A 23,794-nucleotide genomic window follows, 5' to 3' on the forward strand; every position below is an offset into this window, starting at 1 on the left:
CACCCTTATCGTCTAAAATGGAAACATCATGATTTTACACCAGTCGAGCTTTAACGTCTTTACCTGTAACTCTATGTCGATATTTCCCGAGCAATGATACTTGGGAAATATGGTTGGATAAGAATGTTTGTTCCCGTATTATACCTCTTTCTTACCGCGGATGCAAACGATAAGTCTTGAATAGGAGTGAATTAAATTTTGGATATCACCATCGTATTGGGCATCATCGCAGGAATCATAGCATTAATCGGTGGCTTCTTATGGGAAGGCGGCGAATTTACCGGGCTGCTTCAAGGTACATCGGCTCTCATTGTATTTGGGGGAACTTTCGCCGCAGTTGTGATCAGCTACCCCGCTTCCAAGCTGAAGACGATCCCCACCGCTCTACGGATGGCATTTAGCCGTGAGGACAATCCTACGGAGCAATATATAGAAGATTTGGTTTCCATGGCTGCCACCTCACGCCGATCCGGTGTACTTGCGCTAGAGCGTATTTCATCAGAGCATCCGAATGCATTTTTGCGCGAAGGTCTTCAATTGGTCATCGACGGCACCGAGCAGGAACAGATCAAACAGATTTTAGAGCTTGAGTTAGATGCCATTGAACACAAACATGAAGGGTACGCCAAAATATTTGAATCCGCAGGCGGTTATGCCCCTACGATGGGGATTATCGGTACTGTTATGGGCCTGATCCATGTATTGGGCAGCCTGACCGAGCCTACTGCGCTTGGTCCGTCCATTGCTGTTGCTTTTATCGCAACCCTATACGGCGTTGCTAGCGCTAATCTGATCTTTCTGCCCATCGCATCCAAAATAAGAGCAGCCAGTGAGAGTGAAATTATCACGATGGATTTGCTGCTGCAAGGTATTCTGGCTATCCAAAACGGAGAGAATCCAAAGCTTGTACGCAAAAAGTTGGAGTTCTTTATCCGCTCAGAGCAAAATATAGATCGCAAACCGCCTCGTCGCTCACGCACTGAGGACGCATCTCCAAAGGAGGACTTCCATGAGAACGCGCGGTAAGCGCCGTGGGGGTCAAGGAGGCGGCGGAGACCATCGTGACCGCTGGATGATTACCTATGCCGATCTAATCACCCTGCTGCTCATATTTTTCGTTGTGATGTATGCCATGAGTAGTTTGGATGCTAAAAAATACGATGTCGTTGTTCAATCCCTCCAGGATACGTTCCACAAGGGAGATTCTATTTTGGAGCAAGGCTCGGGCATTACAGGTACTGCCGATCGTTATACCAGCAAGAATCCACCCACGACCAAGCAACCAGCAGCCGATAAAAAGGAAGCCGGATCGACAAAGCTTACCGAACGTGAACAAGCATTCCGCACGCAGGAAAAAGAGCTGCAAAATTTAATGGGTGTCATTCAAGAATATATTACGGACAACAAACTGGAAAATCAGATTTTTGTGTCAGATCAGCCGCGTGGTATTGTCATTACGCTGAATGACCGCTTTTTATTCGATCAAGGTAGAGCTGCACTCAAGCAAGGCTCTGCCAACACACTATCCAAGTTGGCCAGTCTATTTCGAGATTTGAAAACACCGATTAGCATTGAGGGCCATACGGACAACATTCCGTTTACGCGCTCCTCGAACTCATCGACGTATAAGGACAACTGGGAGCTTTCCGGCGCACGGGCACTGTCTGTACTCCGATTCTTTCTCGACAGAGAGCAACTTTCACCCTCAGGATTTCAGTATGCAGGTTATGCAGATACCCGACCGGTTGGTGACAATAGCACCGAAGCTGGACGACAAAAAAACCGCCGTGTCGAAATTACCGTACTACGCCAACTTCAACAGTAAAACCCAAAAACCTCCTGATTCACGTAATAACGTGAATCGGGAGGTTTTTTTGATACATATTCATCATTAATACATGGCTTCCGCCTGATGTAGACGCAGAACAATAAACCGTACGAACAACGTGGATAAGAGCAGCGTACGAGATGCAATAGAGATTATTTTGTTTATTCTATATCCCACTATGTATTAGAAGCCCTGGTGAAGTTAGATTCTATCTTGTCATGATACTTGAAGATTAGTAAGATAGGACAAGCTCGTGTTGCTTCTCTTGTATTTGTGAACTTTGGGGGATGCTCTGTTGTCTACGATAGCTATATTTCCAATCGCTGTATTTATTAAGGAGTCGATCTAACTCCATGGACTTGATTAACACACGCCGATCCTTCAATCCCACCTCATTCGCCAAATCATTTAATTCCTTCCGCTTTTCTTCGATGCATTCCTCCAATTGTTTCCATTTCACATCAATAAACCTCCTGTTCGGTGTGGTATTTACATTAGTTTACAAGCTGATACCTTCCCTACAGGTTAAAAATATAATAAAACCCAATTCATCCCTTTAACGGGATGAATCAAAAAAGCCAATCCAAAGGAATTGGCTTAGAAGCATAATTTCTAATTCTACTAATGTCCATTTCCATGCCCATAAGTGCTATAATTCCCATTTCCATGCCCGAATATATCCAAATTAGTATTGACTGTTTTTCCAAAACTAACAAAATTAATTAGACTTAGCGCCAACAAGGAGAACATCGTTAATTTTTTCATCATCTAATATCTCCTCCATTATAAATTCATAATTCTTTCTATGCTGAGATGTGGAGTCTTTTCTGAATTTTTCGAACAAAGCAACACATTCTACAAACTTTGTTTTATTATTAATATTTTTGTAAAATTTTAGACTTTCTAAAATAGAATCAAGACCTTGACCGATTTTTTCATTACCAAAATAGTAAATTGCCAGTTTATAATGTAAATCAGCATATCTGTCCACAGTTGGCGCTAGCTGATAATATCCACTATCCAAAAAGAAACTATCATTAAAATCTCTAATTTCCTCTGAGAAATCGGAAAGTATCGCATCAATACTAAATTTATATTTAATGGCAGACTCAACAATAGTAAGTAAACCAGGCAATACTTCAAGGGGATTTTTCTTAAGAAAATTAACATACGAAGGTAAACTCCCCTTTTTACCCATTAGAACCTTTAAGTTAAGTTTATTTGCTTCTGCCCATAATTTGAGAAGTTCAACTTCTTCTAACCCTAATTCATCTAGTCCTTCAAACCAGCCTAAATCAGCGTAACCTTCAATGTATTCCATTGCTTTTTCATACATTCCTTGTAGTTCCAAAGCATTGCCTTTAAGTAAATAACCTTGTCCATAGTAAACAACAAGCGGCCTTTCGGTCTCTAATTGCCTATACTTATTTATGTTTTTTCGCTTCTGAATTTCATTTTTATATATAGTTGTTGCTAAGTTTCGTAGCTCGTCAGCATACCTTTCCACCTCTTTCCATTGGCGAAGACTAAAGTAGATATTAGCCAACTTCAACAAAGCATCTAAATGATAATTTTCAGGAAGTCGGTTACGATAGGGGATGAATCTTAAAACCGCTTCCAAGTTCCTCTCTAAATCTTTACCTATCGAAGCTATAAACAATTTATAATGACTAATTGCCAACCTCTCTGAATGTTGATACTTCTCATTTTCAATGACACATTCATAGAAAGGAATTGCCTCTTGTAACTTCCCTTCTTCATAAAGCTCCTCTGCCAAAGCAAAGATTGTTGGAATGTGGTTAAGATCCTCCATTAAGCGTGAAAGCACTTTCTCAACACATCGCAGGTTTCCCACTTCGACACAACGAATCAGGAACGGCTTGACCCTTTTCCAATGTGGTCTTCCATCATAAAAACATTCATCCACATACAGATCATATAACCAGCCCTCTGGATAATTAAAGGCTTTGGTAATCAAGTCCATTTGTCTTACAGATATAGGTTTAGGTGGATTTCCGTTAAGCATCGCACTAAATATACCCCGATTAAGCCCCGTAGCTTGTCCAAAACTATTAAACGTGTAGCCACCAAGTTTTAATTCTTTCTCAATTTCCGAACGAATCGTGGTTGCATTTTCCAATAAAAACACCCCCGGCATATTCAGATGATTTTAAAAAATCACCCTCCTCGACAATCAATTACAATATACTAGAAATTATATGAATAAATTGGATGATGGTCAACCCCTTTTCTACACTGTTTTATTATATTATGGAATTTAGTGTTATTAAAATAGTTCTCACAAGAACTAAATGTCGAATAATTAAGGCAATTTAATTACCTCCACGCTTAATCTAGCTTTGTCTACACTCATACTATAGGAGTGTGGATGTCTATGGAAACAACGAAACTATTAGGAACAAAAATCCGTCAATTTCGAAAATTGCGGGGTATTACACAAGAACAGTTAGCAGAAGCATCCGATTCAACAGGTTCCTACATAGGGAAGTTGGAACGCGGTGAAGTCAATGTGCAGATCAAAACATTAGAAAAAATAGCAGAGGCGCTGAACACAAACGTATTTGCATTTTTTAACTTTAATCCATATGAAGAACTCAAAAGCCAGCCTTGGATTTGGGAATGCGTTCATATCCTTTCCCAGCAGAGTGAAGCGGAACAAAATAAAGCTTATCGCATTTTGAAGGAACTTTTCTCGTCAGAGAGTGAGTTTTTGGAGAGCAATTCCGGCACCCCTGATACAAATGAGGAATAGTAAATTTAAATCAATTAACATGCACGAAAAATTAAAAGAGCTGTGTGATCTTCTACTCTAGGTAGAGAAACATAGCCCTTTTTTTGCTCTAAGAGGTCATTTGCCTCATACTATTTCCCACTGCTTGTATCACTTTTTTATATTCCGTTCGTTGTTCTTCGGTCGAGTGATCCTTATATTTCTCAAACAATAGCGTGATGGACTTGATAAAGTAATTCTTATCGTTTAACTCTGAGGAGGCTTTTAAACTAATCAGCATACTGTCTATTGCCTCGGTATAGCTTCCTTTACTGAAATAGTATCGACTAAGCTCAAGAAAAAAACGAGAATATGTCAACAGATCATTATTTGTATGATAATACGAAATATTTGTACGTAGCTCCCTAAATTCTTTAATATTCTCAGCAAAAAGAACCAGAGTATCGTCTACTAAGTAACTGTAATGATTGGCCGATTCTATAATAGTCAATAGCCCAAGTAATATTTCCTGAGGATTATTTCTAATAAGTTCGACATAGGCAGGCAAACTAGCCGTATCCCCCATCAGAATTTCTAAATTCAAACGGTTTGCTATTCCCCATATTTCGAATTTCTGTGCCTCTATCATTCCAATCTCATCTAGACCTTCAAATCCAGTTAGATTTTCATAATAAGGTATGAACTTCATAGCTGCTTCATATAGTCCTTGTTTTTCTAAGGAATTTCCCTGCATTAAATAGGCTTGACCATAATAAACGATTAGATGTCTTTCTGTATTTAAACGTATAACTTCACGATTCCTCGCCCTCGCTTGAGCCTGATGCCAATAAATGCTTTTGACTAGTACCTCAAGTTCCTTCGCATAGTGTATAGCCGCCTCATAATCATAAAATTGGAAATATGCATTAGTCAATTTTAACAACGCATCTAGTTGGTAATTCTCGGGAAGATTCCTCCGAAACGGTGCAAACTTTATAGTTGCTTGCCGATTATTGTCCAAATCAGTATTCAGAGAATAACAAAACAAACGATACTGGCAAAGTGCCAGCCGTTCCGAGTGGTAATACCTCTCATTTTCAATTACACACTCATAAAAGGGGACAGACTCCCTTTCCTTGCCTGCTTCGTGTAGTTCTTCTGCAAACCTGAATATCGTCGGTACATAGGACAAGTCCTCGGTTAGTCTTGACAATACCTTTTTAATACAGTCTTCCCTACCTAAATCTACACAACGCAATAAAAAAGGCTTAATCCGTTTCCAATGCCCTTTTCCCTCGTAAAAGCATTCATCTATGTATAACTCATACAACCAGCCTTCGGGATACCCTAATGCCTTAGTGATCAAGTCCATCTGCCGAACCGAGATCGGCTTGGGTGGATTGCTGTTAAGCATGGTGCTAAATATACCACGGTTAATTCCAGATACTTTACTGAAGCTGCTAAATGTATATCCCCTTTGCTTTAGTTCTGTCTCTATCTTTGAGCGGATCGTAGGTGTATGTTTCATTCCAATCCCTCTCTTTCTACTTAAAAAATTATATTTTCCGTCTCTTATAGCATTATAAGGTAATTTTAATTCGTGATTTCTTAAACTTGAATATAATAATCAAACATATCTCTTGGAGGGTTTTTGTACAAAAAAATGAGCAGGTGGGATACTAAATCCCCTGCTCATTTCAACGATGGACGCCCGTCTTAATTAGCTGTCGGTTCGGTTCCCCAAACAAGTACGCCATTATGATACAACGTAGCTTTCGTATGATCGGCGAATGAAGTCTGCGTGCCTTTATACGAGTAATCGTCACTTTCGTTATAGTTCGACCAGTCTGTTTTATGAATACGGGTTTGAATTTCGCCCGTGCTTCCTCCAGGTGCTAACACGCCTGCATTCGGGTTAAAGCTGACTTCCAAATAATAATCAGCGCCCGTTACGGCCTTATCCATTTTGACCAGCTTACCATTCAGCTTCGAGCAGCTCAGCGTCGCATAGTCGCAGTTGAATGTCTGCGCGCGGTCGCCGTCGATCGTGTAGTAGTAGCGAATTTTCAACTCGTTGATCGGTACGGAGGCTGTACCTTTGTTTACAATTTGGAAATGCGGGTTCAAGTGATTGTCGTTCACATTTGTATCCGCTGTGCGATACTGGAGCACCAGTCCCGTTGTCGGCTGCTGAGTATCCGCTTTCGGTGCTGCGCTAACCGTGTTCGAAATCGTTTGACCTGCATCGTTCTTCGCTACGACTTGGTAATAGTACGTCGTGTCTGCTGTTACGGCTGTGTCGGTGTAGCTGCTTTCGTATACATCGCTCGCTACGGTGGCGAACGCGCCGTTTTCAGCCGTCGAACGCTTCACTTCATAGCTTGCGGCATTCGCCGATGCTGTCCAGCTCAACGCTACTTTCGCCGTTTCGCCCGCTGCCTTCAGTGTGAAGCTACCCGGTACAGGCGGTTGCTCGGTAATGCCATACGTTTTTAAGTTAGTCGGGAGCTTTTCAAGCGTAATGACGTTTGGATGGTTATACACTTTTTTCAGATGCTCAAGGCTGTTTTGTTTGCCGTCTCTCAGGAAATCCCCATACCATGTAGCGAACCAGCTCCAATGGGCTTGATATGCCTTCATCAGATCAGGGTCCGGGATAGGTCCGTTTTCGCTCATGGCAACTAACTTTTTGTCCTTGCCCAATGTAACAAGGTCTTCGTATTTTGCAATTTGCGGGCTGTAGTCGCCTGCTTGCGGATAAGAGTCAAAGCTCAAAATATCCACATACTCGTCTCCCGGATACCAATCCGGAGCAACAGAATTCCATACCCAGATCAGATTGTTCAATTTGTGCACATTCGTCAAACGATCGTGCATCAAAACATACAACTTTTTAACAGGCTCAGGACCTTTAGCGCCCCACCAGAACCATTTGCCTTCCGCTTCGTGCAAAGGACGGAACAGGACGGGAACTTTCGCATCCTGCAACTTCTTCAATTGCCCTGCAATCACATCGATGTCGCGAATAAGCAATGTATAATCTTCGGACTCTGGATGATTCATCGCATATTCGATATCGAATGTAGTTGAATCGGCATAAAAGCCTCTCCACCATTCTTTTCCCTGCGTATCGATCAGACCTTTCGGCGCGTTCCAATGCCATGCAAAGGTAACAATGCCCCCTTGCTTATCCCATGCAATCGCCTTTTCCGTCTCTGTGGAACTAAGACCGTGTTCCGTTCTGCTTGGCGAATAGTCGATCAGGTCAAGCGCTGCAATTGCCGGTTTTTTACCTACATTGGCTTGAAGCCAATCAATTTCGTTTATCTCCTCCTGACCAGAGAGCATATTCTTCCCGTATTGATCAACCAGGTAGTTCATCAATGCTCTTGCTTCTACCGTCGCATTCGGATTAATGAGCGTTTTGGTTACCGCATGCGGTGGACGGTCAGTAGCTGGCTCCAGCTTGACATAGTCGATATCATACCAGCCCCAGCCTGTTTCAAAACCGATCGTATTGGCCCCTGCATTCAACAGAACCTTACCACCGGACGTCTCTTTAAAATCAGCCGTTTTCCAAAGTACCAGCTCGCCAGACGCTTTGCCGTTTAAAGAGAAGTTCGTGCGTTTGTCATCATGAGGAGAACGGTAGCCGATTGTAAGATTGTACAAGCCTGCCGCCTCTGCCTGGATCATCATCGTCAGGGAATCCCCCGGATTGTGGAAATTAGTTACATAACCAGTACCTGAGAAGCCGGTTCCGCTGGATTCCACAATGGTTCCCTTCAGCGTGCCATCTTCGGCTTCATAGCGATCCGATTCATCTGCAGGCTTCCGCGGAACCGCTTTCAAAACATTGGATTCGCTCGTTCCCGCCTTTGTTTGTGCGGTTATTTTATAATAATAAGAAGTGCCGTTCGTTACGTTCGTATCCGTATAAGACGTTTCGACCAAGTTGGATGCTACAGCAGTAAAAGGACCTTTTTCATACGTAGCCCGCTGTACACTGTACCCTACAGCTCCGCTGGAAGCGTCCCAGGACAAATCGACTTTCCCATCGCCAGTCTCAGCTCTCAGCGCAAAGTTTTCGGGACCTTCCACAGGTGTATCATTGCCAACAGTCAGCACGATGTGATAAGCCGTCAAAGGCGGTATTGTATAGGTAAAGTGGTTGCCTGAAATTTGCGTGATTGGTGCGGATTCCTTAATTTGCGAGCTATTTTTGTCGAAGCCCCATACTTTACCGGAACCGTAAGCCGTCTCGCCGGAAAGATCAAATTGGGCGTCGAAAGCACTGTCCATGCTTTTATTCATGACAACGAGGTGCAGTTGTTTGTAGGATGCATCCGTTACGGAGGCATGCACCGAGCTATTAACAATATCCGATGTTTGCGCATGAACGCTGATATCACCGAAAGTAGAGCTTTTTCCATCATAATTACGGTAAAGCTTGTAAGCGGCACTAACGTAGTTGTTGGCACCCTCCTTTAACTTCCAGTAGTTTGCCATATAAACGTCGTTTTTGCCCAAGATGCCCAGCACATCGGTCATAGCGATACCGCCGGAAATATCATTTTCGCCGCCATAGCTATACTCGGTCAAAGCCAGCTTGGTTCCTGGGTAATACTTATCCACCGACTGCTTTAATCGAGGTAGTATAGGCAAGAATTCGCTGTTCCATTGAGCGATCCAGCTATCTTCCTTGTAGGTCGGATCCCATAAAGTACGAGGCGCCTGCATTCTGGCTTTCTTCGTCTCGTCATTGCCTACCTCATTCGTAATTCGTATGCCTCCCCCCATCGCTTCGGGATACCAGTGCACATCGAAAACATCCAGCAATCTCTTGCCTTCAGCTTGCGAACTGAGGCGCATTTGATCGAGGTAATAGTCCACGAACCAGCTGTAGTTGCCTTTTACAGAGTTCCAATCAGGTGCGGTTTGAAGATCTGTATAGGCGCCAAAACCGTAAAGAACGGGTCCGAAAATTTCCGCACCCGCGTCAACTGCTTTAACAGCTTTGGATAAACTTACCGACCGCTCTACCAACTCTTTGGCTCCAACCTTTTCACCATGAATGCGCGGATGCGTATGCGACCAGAGAGCGGGTTCATTGTCGAGTGCATATCCTTTCACGCCCGTCTTTGTTGAAGCAACGCCGTACTTTTTCACTAAAAAGTTGACGAATTCATCCGCATAAACCTGATTGTCATTCAGATCAGGCTGTAGTTGGAACGGCGCATTTTTAGCGTTTACGACCTGATTCCAACGAGCAGAAGGGGCCTTTTCACTTTCCTGCACACTTCCGTTTCCATCCTTGGCCACATAACCTGCCATCGGCAGCGTGACTAAAGAATATGCGCCCTGCTTCAGCGATTGATCGTGAAACGAGGTTGCCACCGCACCTGGCTTTTCACATTCGGCTTTTGTCAAACCGGCGTTGTCGCATAAATAGCTATCGCTGGACTGCATCCAGTCGCTTCCTGCATTGGACATATTGTTTTCCCAGTTATATCCGGTCATTCGATTGCCACCAAGTCGTCTGGCAGTCAGATTCTCATCGCCTGCCAATTCCTGATTCGTACCGTAAATATAAGGGCTAATCGGCTTACGATCCTTGGATGTATCGACTTTAATGGTAACGGTCTTTGCCGTTTGACCGTGAACTACAGCTGGAGTCGGTAGAGCCCCCCCTACTATAATCGTGCATGCCATGACGACAGGCAGCCATTTGGAACGTTTGGACCAAATACTACTACTATTTTTCTCCTTCATGCCGCTTTCCTCCTTTAAGTTTGAAAAGAGCGGCACCCATACGAGTGCCGCTCTATCAGGCTTTAAGGCTCCTGATCCCAAACGAGTTTATCGTTCTGGTACAGCGTCATATCCCTGCTTGAAATGTTCCAGCCGAAGACAACACCCTCTTTCTTTGAAACTGGATTTATAATATTACCTTAACACAAAGGTATATTGACATTTTTAACTATTGTTTTAATTAGCTAGTATTAATTTCTTAAATAACCATATTGCTTGAGTATCCCAATAGCTCTTGCTTATCCACACTCGTCTTTCCTACCGTACTTTATCCTTTTGAATAAGCTTATAATAGATGCGCGCAGGCTCTGATTCTCCAGTGGATAAAATGTATTCTGCCAAAGGTGCGCACAGCTTTTGGAGGTAAAAGGAGTATAGTAGCTCGGCCGTGTCAAAATGAATTTTCAACACCTGCTTCATCAAACCTTCGAATTTGGAGTAATCCAGTTCTTCCGGGGTAATATCAAACGGGTACTCAGGAAAGGTTTTTTTCTGAATTTCAACAAACTGCTCCCTAAGCTTCGGTTGATTGCCTGAACGAGCAGCCGAGAAATTCATCATAAAAAAAGATACAAAGTCCGTCTCACGATCACTTAACTTATAGTACTCACACCAACGCATGAATATCAGTGGTTTTACCATATATAAATCTCCTTTAACAAAAGTTCAGATTTATCATGAATCTTACAAAAATCTAGTGGGTTCCATCTTATGTAATATATAGGTTAAGCCCCATTTTAAAATATGATTCCTTAAATGAATTTTGCTTTTTAACATATCCCCTCCTTATATATCTATGAAAGTGCACAACAAAAAAAGACCGTTTCAGTATCTTAATGACGCTGACCAAGTCTTCTCATAATCATCCGTATCTTCGCATTCGTATTTATTCTAATCTTCTACATAGCTGCAAGGTTACAGGCTGCACGTGAACACATAAGCGGGCGGGACATTGCAGTTTACCTTTTTAATCTGAATGTCAGCAAAAAAGGTGCGGAAAAAATTGTGTTTGACCTTGCTGTACTGGAACGTAATAAATTTGCCTTCCTGGCCCAAAACCTCAGCCGTTTGTCCCAAAATAAGGCTAGATAACGCGCCTGGCAGGCTGGTGAAAGGGAGCCCTGATACGACATAATCCACTTTTGGAACCTCATACTGTCGTATATACTGCGCTACATGCTCAGCCGATCCATGAATGATGTGTACCTTCTCCAAGTGTCCGTACTTGCTTTGTAGTGTTTTGTAAAACGATTCATTAGCTTCAATCACTAAAAGTAGCGTTTCTGGACGCTTGTTCAAAATCAGCTCTTGCGTAAACACACCGGTCCCTGCACCATATTCAATAATGCACGATGCTTTGTCAAAGTAAATCGGTGTGGCAATTTGTTTGGCCAACTGTCTTGAGCTGGGTATAACAGCGCCTACGCTGCGTGGATGCCTGATGTACTCTCGAATAAAGTGAATCGCGTTCATCTTTTCCTCTCCCTGCTTGACACACATGATAGACATTCGGTTCATCAACGCTTCTTATTACATATTCATTGTATACCGATCAGAATATTGATTTCAAGCAGGCTACTGTCGGCATATAAAAAGAGCGTAGCCTTATTCGACTCTAATCAAATAATGACTACCCTCTTATTGTAACATCTATTTGTTCATGGTATCCAACTGTGTACCCTCTGCCTGCGATGCCTGTCCAGCTTTACGTCGTCGAGCGCCTATATGCATGGCAACAATCCGATAGATGGAGGCCGGCTGTAGGGATACGGACCAGCTCGCGTCTGCATCCGGTGCAAGCACGACCCCTAGCTGGTGATGATCGCCATCGTACATGCCTCGCTGCACAAACTTGCTCTCGCCTTGCAGATTGCGTACCTCCAGCTTGCAAAAAGCAGAGTTGATCCGCAAGGCCTGGTGTAACTCGGCACGGGTATTCACAATAACTCCATTCACGCGGTAAATGGCCTCGCCCGGCAATATGCCCATGGCTGTCGCCGGACTGTCTGGCAGCACAGCGAGCACCCGCATCCCTTGCTCTGGATGGACAAACATCGGACTAAGACGACTTTCCTCTATATTACCATACCATATCAGCGCCTCATGAGCCAGAAAAGAGAATAACGCTGCTAACAATATCAGCGGACTCCACCATGCCGCCAGCAAGCTCAACAGAAGTAAAGCCACACTGTACAGGAGCAAGCGGTTCGAAGTGAGTACCGCCTTCTGTCGTGGTAGCTGGCCTAGCGTCACGCTGCTGAAGCCCATCAGGACTGGTAAGGCTGCCAGCATATACCCGGTTCCGGCATCGCCGCCGAACAAAGGTGTCCAGGGAAGCGTGAATCCCCCCTGAGTCGGTACCAGCAATAACAACGGAATGGGCCAGAGGTCTTCCATACGATAACCGCCAACCAATCTTCCCCGTTTGCCCTCGACAAACAGCGGAGTGGCAGCTTCCACCCCTTGCCAGCGAACCAACAGCGCCTCAGCCACATGCAGCACGGCGACCAACACCAACAGTGCTGGAATATCCAATCCGCGGATAGCTGCTACTGATGTTCCGAGCGCTCCCCCAGGTTGCCAGCCACTGGCCACATTTAGGAAAAATTGAACCACACCTAGCAGACCTACCGAATAAGCGAGACACAGGTAACGGACGCGTACCAGCATGAGCAGTAATGTCGCTACCCACAGGCACACGATGGAAGCCGGGTTCAGATGCACGCTGACGAACATTCCCAGAGCGGATAGCGCCATTCCAGCAAGCAAACCACTCCATACGACACGCCAGGTCTCTGAGGCCCAGCTATGCATTTTAGTATGAAATAGCTTGCGCTCCAGCAGCATTTGCCGACGATAACCAAGTGCGACAATAAGTATTGAGATATAATAAAACGGCTGCATAAGCAGGTATAAGCAAGCATTCAAGACGCCCCATCCCCATTGTAATGCCCATTCCAAGTCCATTCACACTCCCTTATGCCCCTGGCCCGCTGTATAGCGGATCACGTACACTTCATATCCATTTATTCTATATGAAATTGCCAACGTAGGGAAGACAAACCGACAGACTGCAAATAAATCCCAATATAAAAGGAGGCTGTTTCCAGCCCCCTTGTTGTAGCCTCACTATTATTTCGCTACGCTTGTCTTCATTTCCTTCCGAATCTCTTCAATCCCCTGCTTGAGTTGATTATCATTTTTCGGATCACGAATTTTCTCAATCAGCTTGGCTTCCATCGCTGCTGCTGTCTTCGCATCAATGATGCCACTAGCCGTCAGCTTCGCTTGTTTTTGAAAAGCAATAACAGAGCTTTCAGTTACTTTGTCAAAATAGCCATCCTCGCGGCCTGGTTTGTAACCCAAACCTTGCAGAATGATTTGCGCATTTTTCACATCACTGCTATTCATATTGTATTTCAGGGACTTTTCTTTATTCAGCGGTGCTGCTGTGAAGTATTCAGGCTGTTCGACCGCAATATTCGGCTTAATCCCTTTTTTATGAATCCACGTTCCATTTGGCGTTAACCATTTGGCAATCGTGATTTTGAGCAGGCTACCGTCACCCATTTGCTTGTCATAGCTGGTTTGTACAGTACCTTTACCAAAGGAGTTTTCCCCGATCAACACAGCACCTGCTGATTGCTGGAGAGCACCTGCCAGAATTTCGGACGCACTTGCGCTACCTTTATTCATTAGCAAAGTCACAGGATAATTTTTGTGTGAACCTTTGGATTTCTCTTCTTCACGCTTCTGATTCTTGTCTTCCACTTGTACAATCGTTTTGCCGGAAGGTACAAATTGCTGTGCAATCTCAATGACAACGGAAAGCACGCCGCCCGGGTTATTACGCACGTCAATGACGAGCCCTTTTAGCCCTTGCTTCTCGAGCTTCGCCAACTCTTCCTTGAATCGTTCTGCTGTATTCAAGGAGAACTGGGTGATCGTGATGACGCCTACACCGTCGCTTTCCATATGAGCTGTTACAGTTTCCATATCAATATTGTCACGGGTAATCGTGTATTCGAGCGGATCAGGAGAGCCACTGCGCTGAATTTTGACTTTCGCCTGACTGCCTTTAGGTCCACGGATTTTGGAAACGGCCTTGTTCAGATCCAATCCGTCCAGTGTTTCACCATTAACAGACAAAATAATATCCTTAGAGCGTAGCCCTGCCTTTTCAGCCGGCGAGCCTTTAATTGGTGTGACTACAACTACTTTTCCGTTTTCAGCCGCTACTTCAGCTCCGATCCCGGTAAAAGAGCCTTCTATAGATTGCTCGAACTGTTGTGCAGTTTCTTTACCCATATAAGAGGAATACGGGTCGCCGAGCGACTCCATCATACCATTGATGGCGCCATCCACCAGCTTGGTACGATCCACATCCTGATAATATTGTCCCTGAATCAGGTCCATCGCCGTCTCGATTTTGCGGATATCACTTCTGGAGGTAGAACTGCTACCTGTCACACTCGCCAGCAGTCCTTCGCCCAGAGCGCTGTTCCCTACTGTAGTCGTTCCAGTATAGGCAAAAGTGAGCAGACTGCCACCAAGCAGCCCGATCACCATCAAGAGTATCGCTGTACTTTTTTTCAACATCTAATCGTCCACCGCCTTCTCATTATCTTGTATCCTATTGCCTTACAACGCATATCCATCCACGAAGTATACGTCTAGCTTGTACGGAATATGTTAATTGTATCCTACTCCGTGTCTCAATGCACATGTTCTTCATCGGATATTAACCATTACAGCAAAGCCCTATCTACAACCGTAATGGCTATAAATAGGGCTTACCTTATTTACTATAAATAGTTCATCGGATTTACAGGTTTGTTATTTTCGCGCACCTCAAAATGACAGTGAGGTCCTGTGGAATTGCCCGTCGAACCAACTTCTGCAATTTTTTGACCACGTTTCACAGTCTGCCCCGTATGAACCACCGTACCGCCATTGCGAATGTGTCCGTATAGGGTCCATAGTCCGTCTCCATGGTCAATTACAACTGTGTTTCCATAACCACTCCACCACTCGGCAACAATGACAACACCGTCTTCAGCTGCATGAATATCAGTTCCCTGCGGAGCCGCCATATCAATACCTGTGTGGCCTTTAAGTTTGCCAGTAATCGGATGTACCCGCATGCCAAAAGTAGATGAGAGTCTGTAATGAGATACAGGTAAAGCCAAGGTACCTGATCCCCCCGTATACGTACTGGCTGCCGCATGGCTGGAATTCGAGGCAGCGCCTGAGGAAGAAGATGCATATCGTTTGGCTTCAGCCGCACGTGCAGCCGCTCTGGCGCGTGCGGCTTTGGCAGCCTGCTCCGCTCTGAGCTTGTTCTTCTCCTGCACCAGACCCACACGTTTATTCGCGAGGGCTACCAGCATGTCATTTTGCTCTTCACTGATTTCATCTGACTCCGCAATATCATGATCGTAATTAGAAATCAGTCTTTGCTTCTCTTTCTCCTTCGAATCCAGTTCTGCTTTGGCGCCCTGCTTGAGCGCATACAGCTTCTTGGCATTTTTATATTCCGTATCCAGCTGCTTCTTCTTACTTACGACCAGAGCCTTGTCCTTTTTATGCTCGTCCAACAGGATTTGATCCTGCTCCACGATCGTTTTCAGGGAATCTACCCGGCTAAGAAAGTCACTAAAACTGGACGAAGACATAAGCACGTCCATATATGAGACGGTTCCATCCGTATACATCAAACGCACACGATTTTCCAGCATTTTTTCCCGTGACTGGATACGATCAATGGCCTCAGCTAAATCTTTTTTAGTCGCACGCAGATTATCTTCCGTTTGATCAATCTGAACCGCAACACGAGTCAGCTGATCACTGACACTGTTAATCTGAGCAAGCACAATTTTTAGGTTTTGCACGGTTTTATTTTTGTAATGTTGGGCATACTGTTTATCTTGAGCAGCCTTTTCCTGTTGTTGCTTGGCAGATTGGGCCTGCTTTTCCAATTTGTTCAGCTGCGAATTGATCTCACTCATGCTTTTGGCATATCCGTCAGAAGGCTGGATTAGCAATGCGGCTACCAAGGTAGCGGCCAACACAGATCCTGTTTTTTTCAACTTGCACTCCCCATCCTTTATCGCAAAATAACACCGGGCTTCCCCGTTCTATTAAATCGACCACGACGTCCATCCAGCGCTTCTTATACTTTTAAGAACTTGCGCATGGACAGGGTACTGCCAACAATTCCGACCAGCATCCCCAAAATAATCAGCAATGCACTCAACTGAATCCAAATGCCTTCAAGTGGCATAAGCTTCAACATATTCAGAGCTATATCACCCTGTACGGCTGTGAGCAAACGCTGATAGCCAGTAAATAAAATACCTACGGTAATCAAGGAACCAATGAGACCGATAAGCGCACCTTCGATAAAAAACGGCCAGCGTATAAAAAAGTTGGTCGCACCGACCAGCTTCATAATGCCAATCTCTCTGCGTCGTGCCAATATGGTCACGCGAATCGTATTCGAGATGAGGAACATGGACATGATCGCCAGTCCGGCGACGAATATAAAGCCTACATTACGAATGAGCTTCGTAATCGTAAAGAGCGTCTCTACGGTGCCTTTTCCATAACGAACCTTTAAAATCGGCTTCTCTGGATGCAACGTATTCAGCTTCTCAATCTTTTCGGCCACAAATGGAACCGTTGTTGGTTCAATAACTTCTACTACAATTTTGTCCGGTAACGGATTGCTGTCCTTATCAAAACCCTCCAGCAGCTCCTTGCCACTGTCTCCCAGATCTTTGCGCAGCTCCTCCAAACCCTGAGCTTTAGTCACAAAGGTTGTTTTGCTGATTTCTGGCATCGCCGCAATTTCCTTTTGCAGTGTTTCGCGCATGTTCTGCTCTACATTCAGCTCCAGAAATACGTTAACCTCCACCTGACTATCTGCCTGATCAGCCAGGGAATTGACGTTGAGCACCAGCATGATAAATACGCCCAATATGAGCAGTGACACAATAATCGAGGTGACGGATGCCACGGACATCCAGCCATTGCGGAATATGTTTTTGAAACCTTCCCGCACATGACGTAAGAAGGTATTAAAAGTCATATCCGTACTCCCCTCTTACCTGATCCCTTACGATGTTGCCATTTTCAATGGCAATTACACGTTTACGCATGGAGTTCACGATGTCCTTATTGTGGGTCGCCATTACAATAGTCGTGCCTCGAAAATTAATTTCGTCCAGCAACTGCATGATCTCCCACGATGTTTCGGGGTCCAGATTTCCCGTAGGTTCATCGGCAATGATCACGGAAGGATTGTTTACGATGGCCCGTGCAATCGCTACACGCTGTTGCTCCCCACCGGAAAGCTGGGCAGGCTCACGATTCATTTTTGTTTTCAAGCCAACCAGTTCAAGCACTTCGGGTACCCGTTTGCGAATCAGCTTCTTGGGAGCTTCAATAACTTCCATAGCAAAAGCCACATTCTCATAAGCCGTCAAACGCGGCAAAAGCCGGAAATCCTGAAAAATGACTCCGATGTTACGACGAACGTAGGGAATTTTACGCTGCTTGAGCTTCCCGATATTAAAACCATTGACTGAAATTTGCCCCTTGGTAGGTACTTCTTCTCTATAAATAAGCTTCATAAAAGTCGATTTCCCCGCTCCAGACGGACCGACTACGTATACAAATTCATTACGGTCAATTCTAACCGATACTCCTTGAAGTGCGTGGGTTCCGTTAGTATAGGTCTTCCACACATCCTGCATTTCAATCACTCGATCACTTCCCGCTGCTTAATCATATTACGCATAACCTAATATCCATTCGACATATTCCATGCATTTCCTTTAAAAACTTCTCTATTTCATCATACCGTTTATCATTGTAACAAATTTGTTACCTAAATAGTACCGAAAGTTTTCTGCTTTCGGCACATATATATGAATATCATGGCACACGAATCGCTATCAAGCTTATCAGACAGGAGACATCTGCACTATGAAAAAAATTCATTTATCTGTCATTTGGATATGGTCTGGTGTTCTGGCGCTGGCCATGTTGTGGGGAGGACTTCATCTGTACGCCGACAGACAAACACTGCCGGAGGGAGTGAGAGTCGGAGGAGTCAACGTAGGAAGCATGTATAAAACAACCGCTCTCCAGCTGGTGGATAAAAAACTGGCTGCATTAAAGCAGCGCCCACTGCTTCTGACGGACAGTGACAGCAGTGCACAGGATATAAAAATTACACTCGGGGAAGCAGGAATTCATTATAAAGCGGAGGCATTTCGGAATGCCGTGAAGGCACTCAGTTCGGAGCATCTATGGACTCGTGTGCAGACACGTTTTAGCTTCGAGAAGGAATGGTCTATCACATCTTTCCGACAGGAGGAGATATTAAGGGCCCAATTCGGAGCCGATTGGGAGGAGCAACGATATGGCATGCCTATCAATGCTGTGCGACAGATTGACGGGAATGATCAGGTTCGTTATATTCCGGGGCGCTCTGCCCGACGCCTAGATTGGCCCAGATTGGACGCCGCACTAGATAAGGCGCTGCCCAAGGATTTTACCGCTTCGGAAGAGCCCGTACGAGCGGAATTACCTTTCCGTCAGCTGGAACCGAAAATTTCGGTGGACAGTCTACGTAACGAAGGGATTGAGCGCAAAATTGTCCAGTTCTCCACCAGTCTCGGCAGTAGCTCGGAAGGACGCGTCTATAACGTTAATTCAGCGGCAAGCACCGTTGATGGTTTAATTCTCAAGCCGGGTGACATTTTTGACTACGGCCAATTGATTACCAAGGCTGAGCGCACTCATGGCTTTCGTGAAGCTCCAGTGATCGTGAACGGTCGGTTGGAGTCCGGCATAGGCGGCGGGATTTGTCAGGTATCCAGCACGGTGTATAATGCAGCACTGCGAGTCGGTTTGGACATTGTCGAGCGCCGCAACCATTCTTTGCCAGTCAGCTACCTGCCCAAAGGTCAGGATGCGACTTTTGCTACAGGATCCATTAATTTTCGTTTTAGAAACAATACAGGCAAGCATTTACTACTTCGTGCGGCTGTCCAAAACCGAACGCTTACTGTTAAATTTTTCGGTACATTTCCGTCCAATATTTCGTATGAACTGGAATCCCATACGGTTCGCGTACTTCCCATACCGGAGAAAAGACTCCGTAATGACTCACTTTCCCCCGGCTTCTATCAAGTACTTCGGCAGGGCAAAGAAGGGTATGTGGTAGAAACATTCCGGGTAAAAAAGGTAGACGGAAAAATCGTAGATCGCACCCGAATCAGCCGCGATACGTATCGAGCGCAGCAACGCATTATAGCTAGTTATGGCGGTGGCACATCGTCTGAGCCACAAACACGTGAACCCGAGAAGTCTATTGTCGAGGACGGTATAAGCGAATAAACGAAAAATCCCCCTTCCACTGTCGGCTGGACTTGTTCCAGACAGAGTGAAAGGGGGATTTTAGCTATAAATTACTCGCTGCGTTTACCCAAAACAGAAATTTCTACAGGCTCACTTTCATTGCCGTCTGCATCTTCAGCTTTGATAACCAGTCTAACTGTCGCTTTTTGAGTAAGCACACTGATACTAAATGTGCCGTTATCTTTGGCTACTGCACTGCCGATAGGCAGATCGTTGGAATAGGCAGTAACTGTGGAACCAGCTTTAGCTGTCCCTGTAATTGTACCTTCACCATCATGCACATCGTTGACTTTCAGTGTACTCGAAGCAGCATCCGCTTCAGCGGCTGTGTCTGTAGTGTTAGCTGTAGTCGTATCGGTATTTGTAGTTGTCTCTGTTGTTGTAGAGTTATCCGTAGTAGTCGTAGTCGTGTTGTCTGTGCTTGTACTTGTGCTGCTATCTTCTGTTTCGCTGCCAGAAGTAGTCGACGTGTTACCATAAGTGGAATCTGTCACGTTGCTGTATGTGGAATCCGTTACCGTTCCACCAGGAGTCGTCGTCAGATTATCAACAGGGCTCAGGTTGTAGCCGGAAGCAGCGTCCAGAATAGCAATTGCCTCTGCACGAGTCAGCGACTTCAGTGGCTGAAATTTACCATCCGGATAACCGTTGATGATTTTTTGCTCCGCAGCTGCCGCTACACTTTTCTTTGCCCAAGATCCAATTTTGTCGGAGTCAATAAATTTAGTAACATCTGCTGCGTTACCCGCAGTGAGTCCAATAGCTTTGCCTACGATAGCCGCAGCCTCTTGACGTGTTACCTTACCATTTGGTTTGAGCTTGTTACCTGCATAGCCGCTTATGTAACCTGCATTCACGGCACTTGTCAGCTCGTTGTATGCCCAGTGAGAAGCTGGTACATCTGTGAACGTTCTGCCTCCATTACCGTTTACTTTTACACTGCCCGCATACGTTACGTCTGTCACAGCTGGAGTATCCTGCGTGAACGTACCCAAGCTGCGGTTCAGAAGAACAATAAATTCTGCACGTGTGATTGCCGCATCCGGTTTTACCGCGCCGTCCAATTGTCCTGTGGCTGACCAGCGTTGCACCTGATCTCCTGCCCAATGTCCATTTGTAGTTTGAGGAGCAGCTGCCGCTGCGCTGAATGCGCTAAGAATAAGACCTGTACTCAATACACCTGTAACTGTATTTCTTAACTTTTTTCCCATGCTATAAATTCCTCCTCTGATTGGATTCATCATTCTTTTTTAAACACTTTACCAGAAATCAAACCCAAATAACCCCCAAATTAAAAAAATCGTCCCATATAACCATACCCCCTCCTAATGTAGGATAAATAAGAAACGGGACTTAATACCTAGTCACTCACTTGGATATGTATATTTAGACAGGCTAAGGTATACTGAATGAATACTCAGTCATATGCTGAACACCGCAATGAGGTCACAAACCCCTAGGAAAAGAGGTCTTCTTATGGCTCTTATTCAATGTCAGTTTTATTCGGAAGTTCTTGGTCTGAGCACATCCATGAATGTTATTCTTCCTCAGGCAACCCGTTCACAAATTGGACTAGAGGGCAAGCAAGGAACCGGGCCACATCCGACGCTGTATTTGCTGCATGGCCTATCGGACGATGATTCAACCTGGTTGCGTCGAACCTCCATTGAACGCTACGTGGCCTCATTGGGCCTGGCTGTCGTTATGCCCCAAGTACATCGGAGTTTCTATACGAATATGGAGCAAGGAGCGGCTTATTGGACCTTTATCAGTGAAGAATTGCCGGCTTTGGCACGTTCATTCTTTCCTCTATCCGACAAGCGTGAGGATAATTTTGTAGCCGGACTTTCTATGGGTGGATATGGTGCTTTCAAACTGGCACTCCAGCATTCAGAGCGGTTTGCAGCCGCTGCCAGTCTTTCGGGAGTCATGGATTTACACGCATTACGCACCGATCCTATGCAAAATGCGATGAGTCCAACGGAATGGCTTAACATTTTTGGGCCAGATGAAATACGCGGAACAGATCACGACTTGCTAGAGTTGCTACAACGTCATGCCACCGCGGGGATCTCACTCCCCCAACTCTATCAATGCTGCGGTACGGAGGATTTCTTATATAAGGGGAATCAGACTTTTCGTGAAACATGTAGTACCGTCGGGGTTCCGCTGACCTACGAAGAAGGTCCTGGAGCTCATGAATGGGGATACTGGGACGCGAAAATTCAGGATGTTCTGGCATGGCTACCGCTCAAAGAGCACTAAACAGGTTAAAAAATCCCCGCAGCTTCCCTCATCGCACCATGGCGAAGGGATAGGCTCGGGGATTTATTATATCCACATTAGGGATTTGTTGTGATCTCCGTTGATGGAGACCCTTTAGTTAGTGACTTGAGTAGCACCTTGTACAAGCGCCACTCACCGTTAAACTCACGTTCGAGCTGAACCCAAGGAGCGCCTTTTTCATACAAATTCGGATATACCATATTGATTTTACTCAGTGGCATGCCTGACATAATCTTAGGTAAAAGGATATAATCCACATGGTTGTCCTGCGGATAACTTAATGCCTTATTGAACGAATAATCACTGGTGATCAGGAAGCGTTTGGGATGTTGGCTGTAAACAATCATGGTGTAGGCTGAAGCCGAATCGGTCATAATGGTAGACTTCGGCAGATGCTCATCCAACCAAACGGCAATCCTACGATCTGACTCCTGTCTCACATAGTTCACATTACCTGTCCGTGTGAGAAAGCTGTTCTCATCCGGTGCAATATCCGGGCGAGTCAACGCATAGGAAAGTAATCCAGCGGTAAGCAGCAGACTGACGGATACCAGGCCAAAGGCTGCCCTCCGCCATCGTCCCTGAAGCTGGCTCAACTCATAAGGCAACCAGGCTACGGTAATTGGGAATACATACATAAAATAACGAAACCACCCGTACGAGGATTGTCTCATCATAAGTAAAAATTGCAAGCCCGGCACAGACAGGAACAATAACAAAATAATCAGGGTTCCCCATCGGAATAAGCGCCCACTCAACAGACGAATGAACAGAATAGCAAACAATGGTACAGAATACCAGATGGTTTTAGAAGCAATAAACTTCAAGGCTACCAGCGGATTGGAGAAAATTTCTACAAATTTATCATCATTCAGCAACTCTGCCGATTGAGCCGTGTTCGAATACTCTGAATTCAGGAAATAAAAAGCATTTCCCATAATGAGATAGTTAAAGAAAATCCACAACAACCCGGAAAAGACCACAGGCAGCAGAAGAAGCAGCCAGGTTGCCTCGACCTTGTGCAGTTTTTCTCGCAAGGCCAGCTCACGTCTGCCCATGTTTCGATGTAGAAACATGATCGCCAATACCACTCCACCCGCCATTGCCACGCCCAGAGGAACCGCTTCATAGCGAGTCCAGAACGCCATGGCAAGCGCTAATCCAGAAACAATCAGACTTGCCGTCATGCGGTCCTTGAGCCACAATGCAAACTCAATCACCGTCATCATAATGAAATATATGTATAGCGAATCACTCAGCCCATTGGCACCAAACAGTAAAATAAACGGATTCAGTGCATACAACAAAGCCAGCAGCAAGCTCATACTAGAGCTAAGCCCTGTTCTGACACCCGCCCGATATAGCAACATAGCGGTCAAAGCAGAAAAGGTAGCACTTAAAATAACAGCAGCCAATCCATAGGTGGCTAATGCCGGAAAGATTGGATACAGCAGTAGAATCACCATTTCCAGAAGACTGGGTAGTGGATTCCAGATAAATCCGATGGCGCCCAGATGCGGGTCGCGGCTGTACAGCACATAAAATGCGTTAGCTACGCGACTGAGCGCGTCTGTGTGCATATATCCCAGAACATAGCTGAAATAGATGCCCGCAGACAACTCCAATGCAAGTATAAATACAAACAGACCTATAGCCATCCATCTGCTTGCAGACCATTTGCGAAAGGACATTCCTCTCGTTCCCCCTCA

At 45.0% G+C, this 23,794-nt stretch carries 18 protein-coding genes; 5 read left to right on the plus strand and 13 right to left on the minus strand.

Annotated features, from left to right (window positions below; translation table 11 throughout):
• The first annotated feature begins 198 nt into the window (after positions 1 to 198).
• Both MKY35_RS23460 and MKY35_RS23465 read left to right on the plus strand, forming a co-directional pair.
• A complete protein-coding gene (locus MKY35_RS23460; protein ID WP_029514537.1) occupies positions 199 to 1,026 on the plus strand; it encodes a flagellar motor protein in 828 nt (275 codons plus the stop codon).
• Positions 1,010 to 1,825, plus strand: a complete 816-nt coding sequence (locus MKY35_RS23465; protein ID WP_342444940.1) for a flagellar motor protein MotB — start codon at positions 1,010 to 1,012, stop codon at positions 1,823 to 1,825. Before MKY35_RS23460 ends, MKY35_RS23465 begins: the two co-directional genes overlap by 17 nt.
• Before the next feature lie 235 nt (positions 1,826 to 2,060).
• On the opposite strand, the gene MKY35_RS23470 is transcribed toward MKY35_RS23465, so the two are convergent.
• On the minus strand, positions 2,061 to 2,288 hold the full coding sequence (locus MKY35_RS23470) for an aspartyl-phosphate phosphatase Spo0E family protein (protein WP_023990607.1): 228 nt from the start codon (positions 2,286 to 2,288) through the stop codon (positions 2,061 to 2,063).
• Between the two features lie 258 nt (positions 2,289 to 2,546).
• Positions 2,547 to 3,968, minus strand: coding sequence for a DNA-binding protein (locus tag MKY35_RS23475; protein WP_342444941.1), 1,422 nt, complete (start codon positions 3,966 to 3,968; stop codon positions 2,547 to 2,549).
• 255 nt (positions 3,969 to 4,223) lie between these two features.
• Between MKY35_RS23475 and MKY35_RS23480 the strand changes: the two genes are divergently transcribed.
• The gene (locus tag MKY35_RS23480; RefSeq protein ID WP_342446697.1) at positions 4,224 to 4,601 is read left to right on the plus strand and encodes a helix-turn-helix transcriptional regulator; all 378 of its coding nucleotides are present in this window, start codon (positions 4,224 to 4,226) and stop codon (positions 4,599 to 4,601) included.
• 88 nt (positions 4,602 to 4,689) lie between these two features.
• Here the strand turns inward: MKY35_RS23480 and MKY35_RS23485 are convergent, their stop codons facing one another.
• The 9 genes from MKY35_RS23485 to ftsE all read right to left on the minus strand — a co-directional run bounded on the left by MKY35_RS23485 (position 4,690) and on the right by ftsE (position 18,136).
• Positions 4,690 to 6,087: a DNA-binding protein gene (locus tag MKY35_RS23485; RefSeq protein WP_342444942.1), complete on the minus strand. Its 1,398-nt coding sequence runs from the start codon at positions 6,085 to 6,087 to the stop codon at positions 4,690 to 4,692.
• Between the two features lie 188 nt (positions 6,088 to 6,275).
• Positions 6,276 to 10,331, minus strand: coding sequence for a glycosyl hydrolase (locus MKY35_RS23490; protein ID WP_342444943.1), 4,056 nt, complete (start codon positions 10,329 to 10,331; stop codon positions 6,276 to 6,278).
• Positions 10,332 to 10,628: 297 nt separating this feature from the next.
• Positions 10,629 to 11,012, minus strand: a complete 384-nt coding sequence (locus MKY35_RS23495) for a hypothetical protein (protein ID WP_029514546.1) — start codon at positions 11,010 to 11,012, stop codon at positions 10,629 to 10,631.
• A gap of 273 nt (positions 11,013 to 11,285) precedes the next feature.
• The gene (locus MKY35_RS23500) at positions 11,286 to 11,843 is read right to left on the minus strand and encodes an rRNA adenine N-6-methyltransferase family protein (protein ID WP_029514547.1); all 558 of its coding nucleotides are present in this window, start codon (positions 11,841 to 11,843) and stop codon (positions 11,286 to 11,288) included.
• 177 nt (positions 11,844 to 12,020) lie between these two features.
• Positions 12,021 to 13,337 (minus strand): PDZ domain-containing protein, encoded by a 1,317-nt coding sequence (locus tag MKY35_RS23505; RefSeq protein ID WP_342444944.1) that lies wholly within the window; start codon positions 13,335 to 13,337, stop codon positions 12,021 to 12,023.
• Between the two features lie 165 nt (positions 13,338 to 13,502).
• Positions 13,503 to 14,969 (minus strand): S41 family peptidase, encoded by a 1,467-nt coding sequence (locus tag MKY35_RS23510; RefSeq protein WP_342444945.1) that lies wholly within the window; start codon positions 14,967 to 14,969, stop codon positions 13,503 to 13,505.
• Between the two features lie 206 nt (positions 14,970 to 15,175).
• On the minus strand, positions 15,176 to 16,459 hold the full coding sequence (locus MKY35_RS23515; protein WP_342444946.1) for a peptidoglycan DD-metalloendopeptidase family protein: 1,284 nt from the start codon (positions 16,457 to 16,459) through the stop codon (positions 15,176 to 15,178).
• A gap of 83 nt (positions 16,460 to 16,542) precedes the next feature.
• Complete coding sequence (gene ftsX, locus MKY35_RS23520) at positions 16,543 to 17,460, minus strand: permease-like cell division protein FtsX (RefSeq protein WP_013312238.1); 918 nt, start codon at positions 17,458 to 17,460, stop codon at positions 16,543 to 16,545.
• A complete protein-coding gene (gene ftsE / locus MKY35_RS23525) occupies positions 17,450 to 18,136 on the minus strand; it encodes a cell division ATP-binding protein FtsE (protein ID WP_023990620.1) in 687 nt (228 codons plus the stop codon). Before ftsE ends, ftsX begins: the two co-directional genes overlap by 11 nt.
• A 223-nt stretch (positions 18,137 to 18,359) precedes the next feature.
• Here ftsE and MKY35_RS23530 point away from each other — a divergent pair, with 223 nt between their 5' ends.
• Positions 18,360 to 19,778 (plus strand): VanW family protein, encoded by a 1,419-nt coding sequence (locus MKY35_RS23530; RefSeq protein ID WP_342444947.1) that lies wholly within the window; start codon positions 18,360 to 18,362, stop codon positions 19,776 to 19,778.
• Between the two features lie 71 nt (positions 19,779 to 19,849).
• On the opposite strand, the gene MKY35_RS23535 is transcribed toward MKY35_RS23530, so the two are convergent.
• Positions 19,850 to 21,010, minus strand: a complete 1,161-nt coding sequence (locus tag MKY35_RS23535; RefSeq protein ID WP_342444948.1) for an S-layer homology domain-containing protein — start codon at positions 21,008 to 21,010, stop codon at positions 19,850 to 19,852.
• Positions 21,011 to 21,275: 265 nt separating this feature from the next.
• Here MKY35_RS23535 and MKY35_RS23540 point away from each other — a divergent pair, with 265 nt between their 5' ends.
• The gene (locus MKY35_RS23540) at positions 21,276 to 22,064 is read left to right on the plus strand and encodes an alpha/beta hydrolase family protein (protein WP_342444949.1); all 789 of its coding nucleotides are present in this window, start codon (positions 21,276 to 21,278) and stop codon (positions 22,062 to 22,064) included.
• A 77-nt stretch (positions 22,065 to 22,141) separates the two neighbouring features.
• Here MKY35_RS23540 and MKY35_RS23545 read toward each other — a convergent pair whose 3' ends face one another.
• Positions 22,142 to 23,776 (minus strand): glycosyltransferase family 39 protein, encoded by a 1,635-nt coding sequence (locus MKY35_RS23545; RefSeq protein WP_342444950.1) that lies wholly within the window; start codon positions 23,774 to 23,776, stop codon positions 22,142 to 22,144.
• Positions 23,777 to 23,794 lie beyond the last annotated feature (18 nt).

Source organism: Paenibacillus sp. FSL L8-0638 (assembly GCF_038593075.1).
Taxonomy (GTDB): Bacteria; Bacillota; Bacilli; order Paenibacillales; family Paenibacillaceae; genus Paenibacillus; species Paenibacillus polymyxa_D.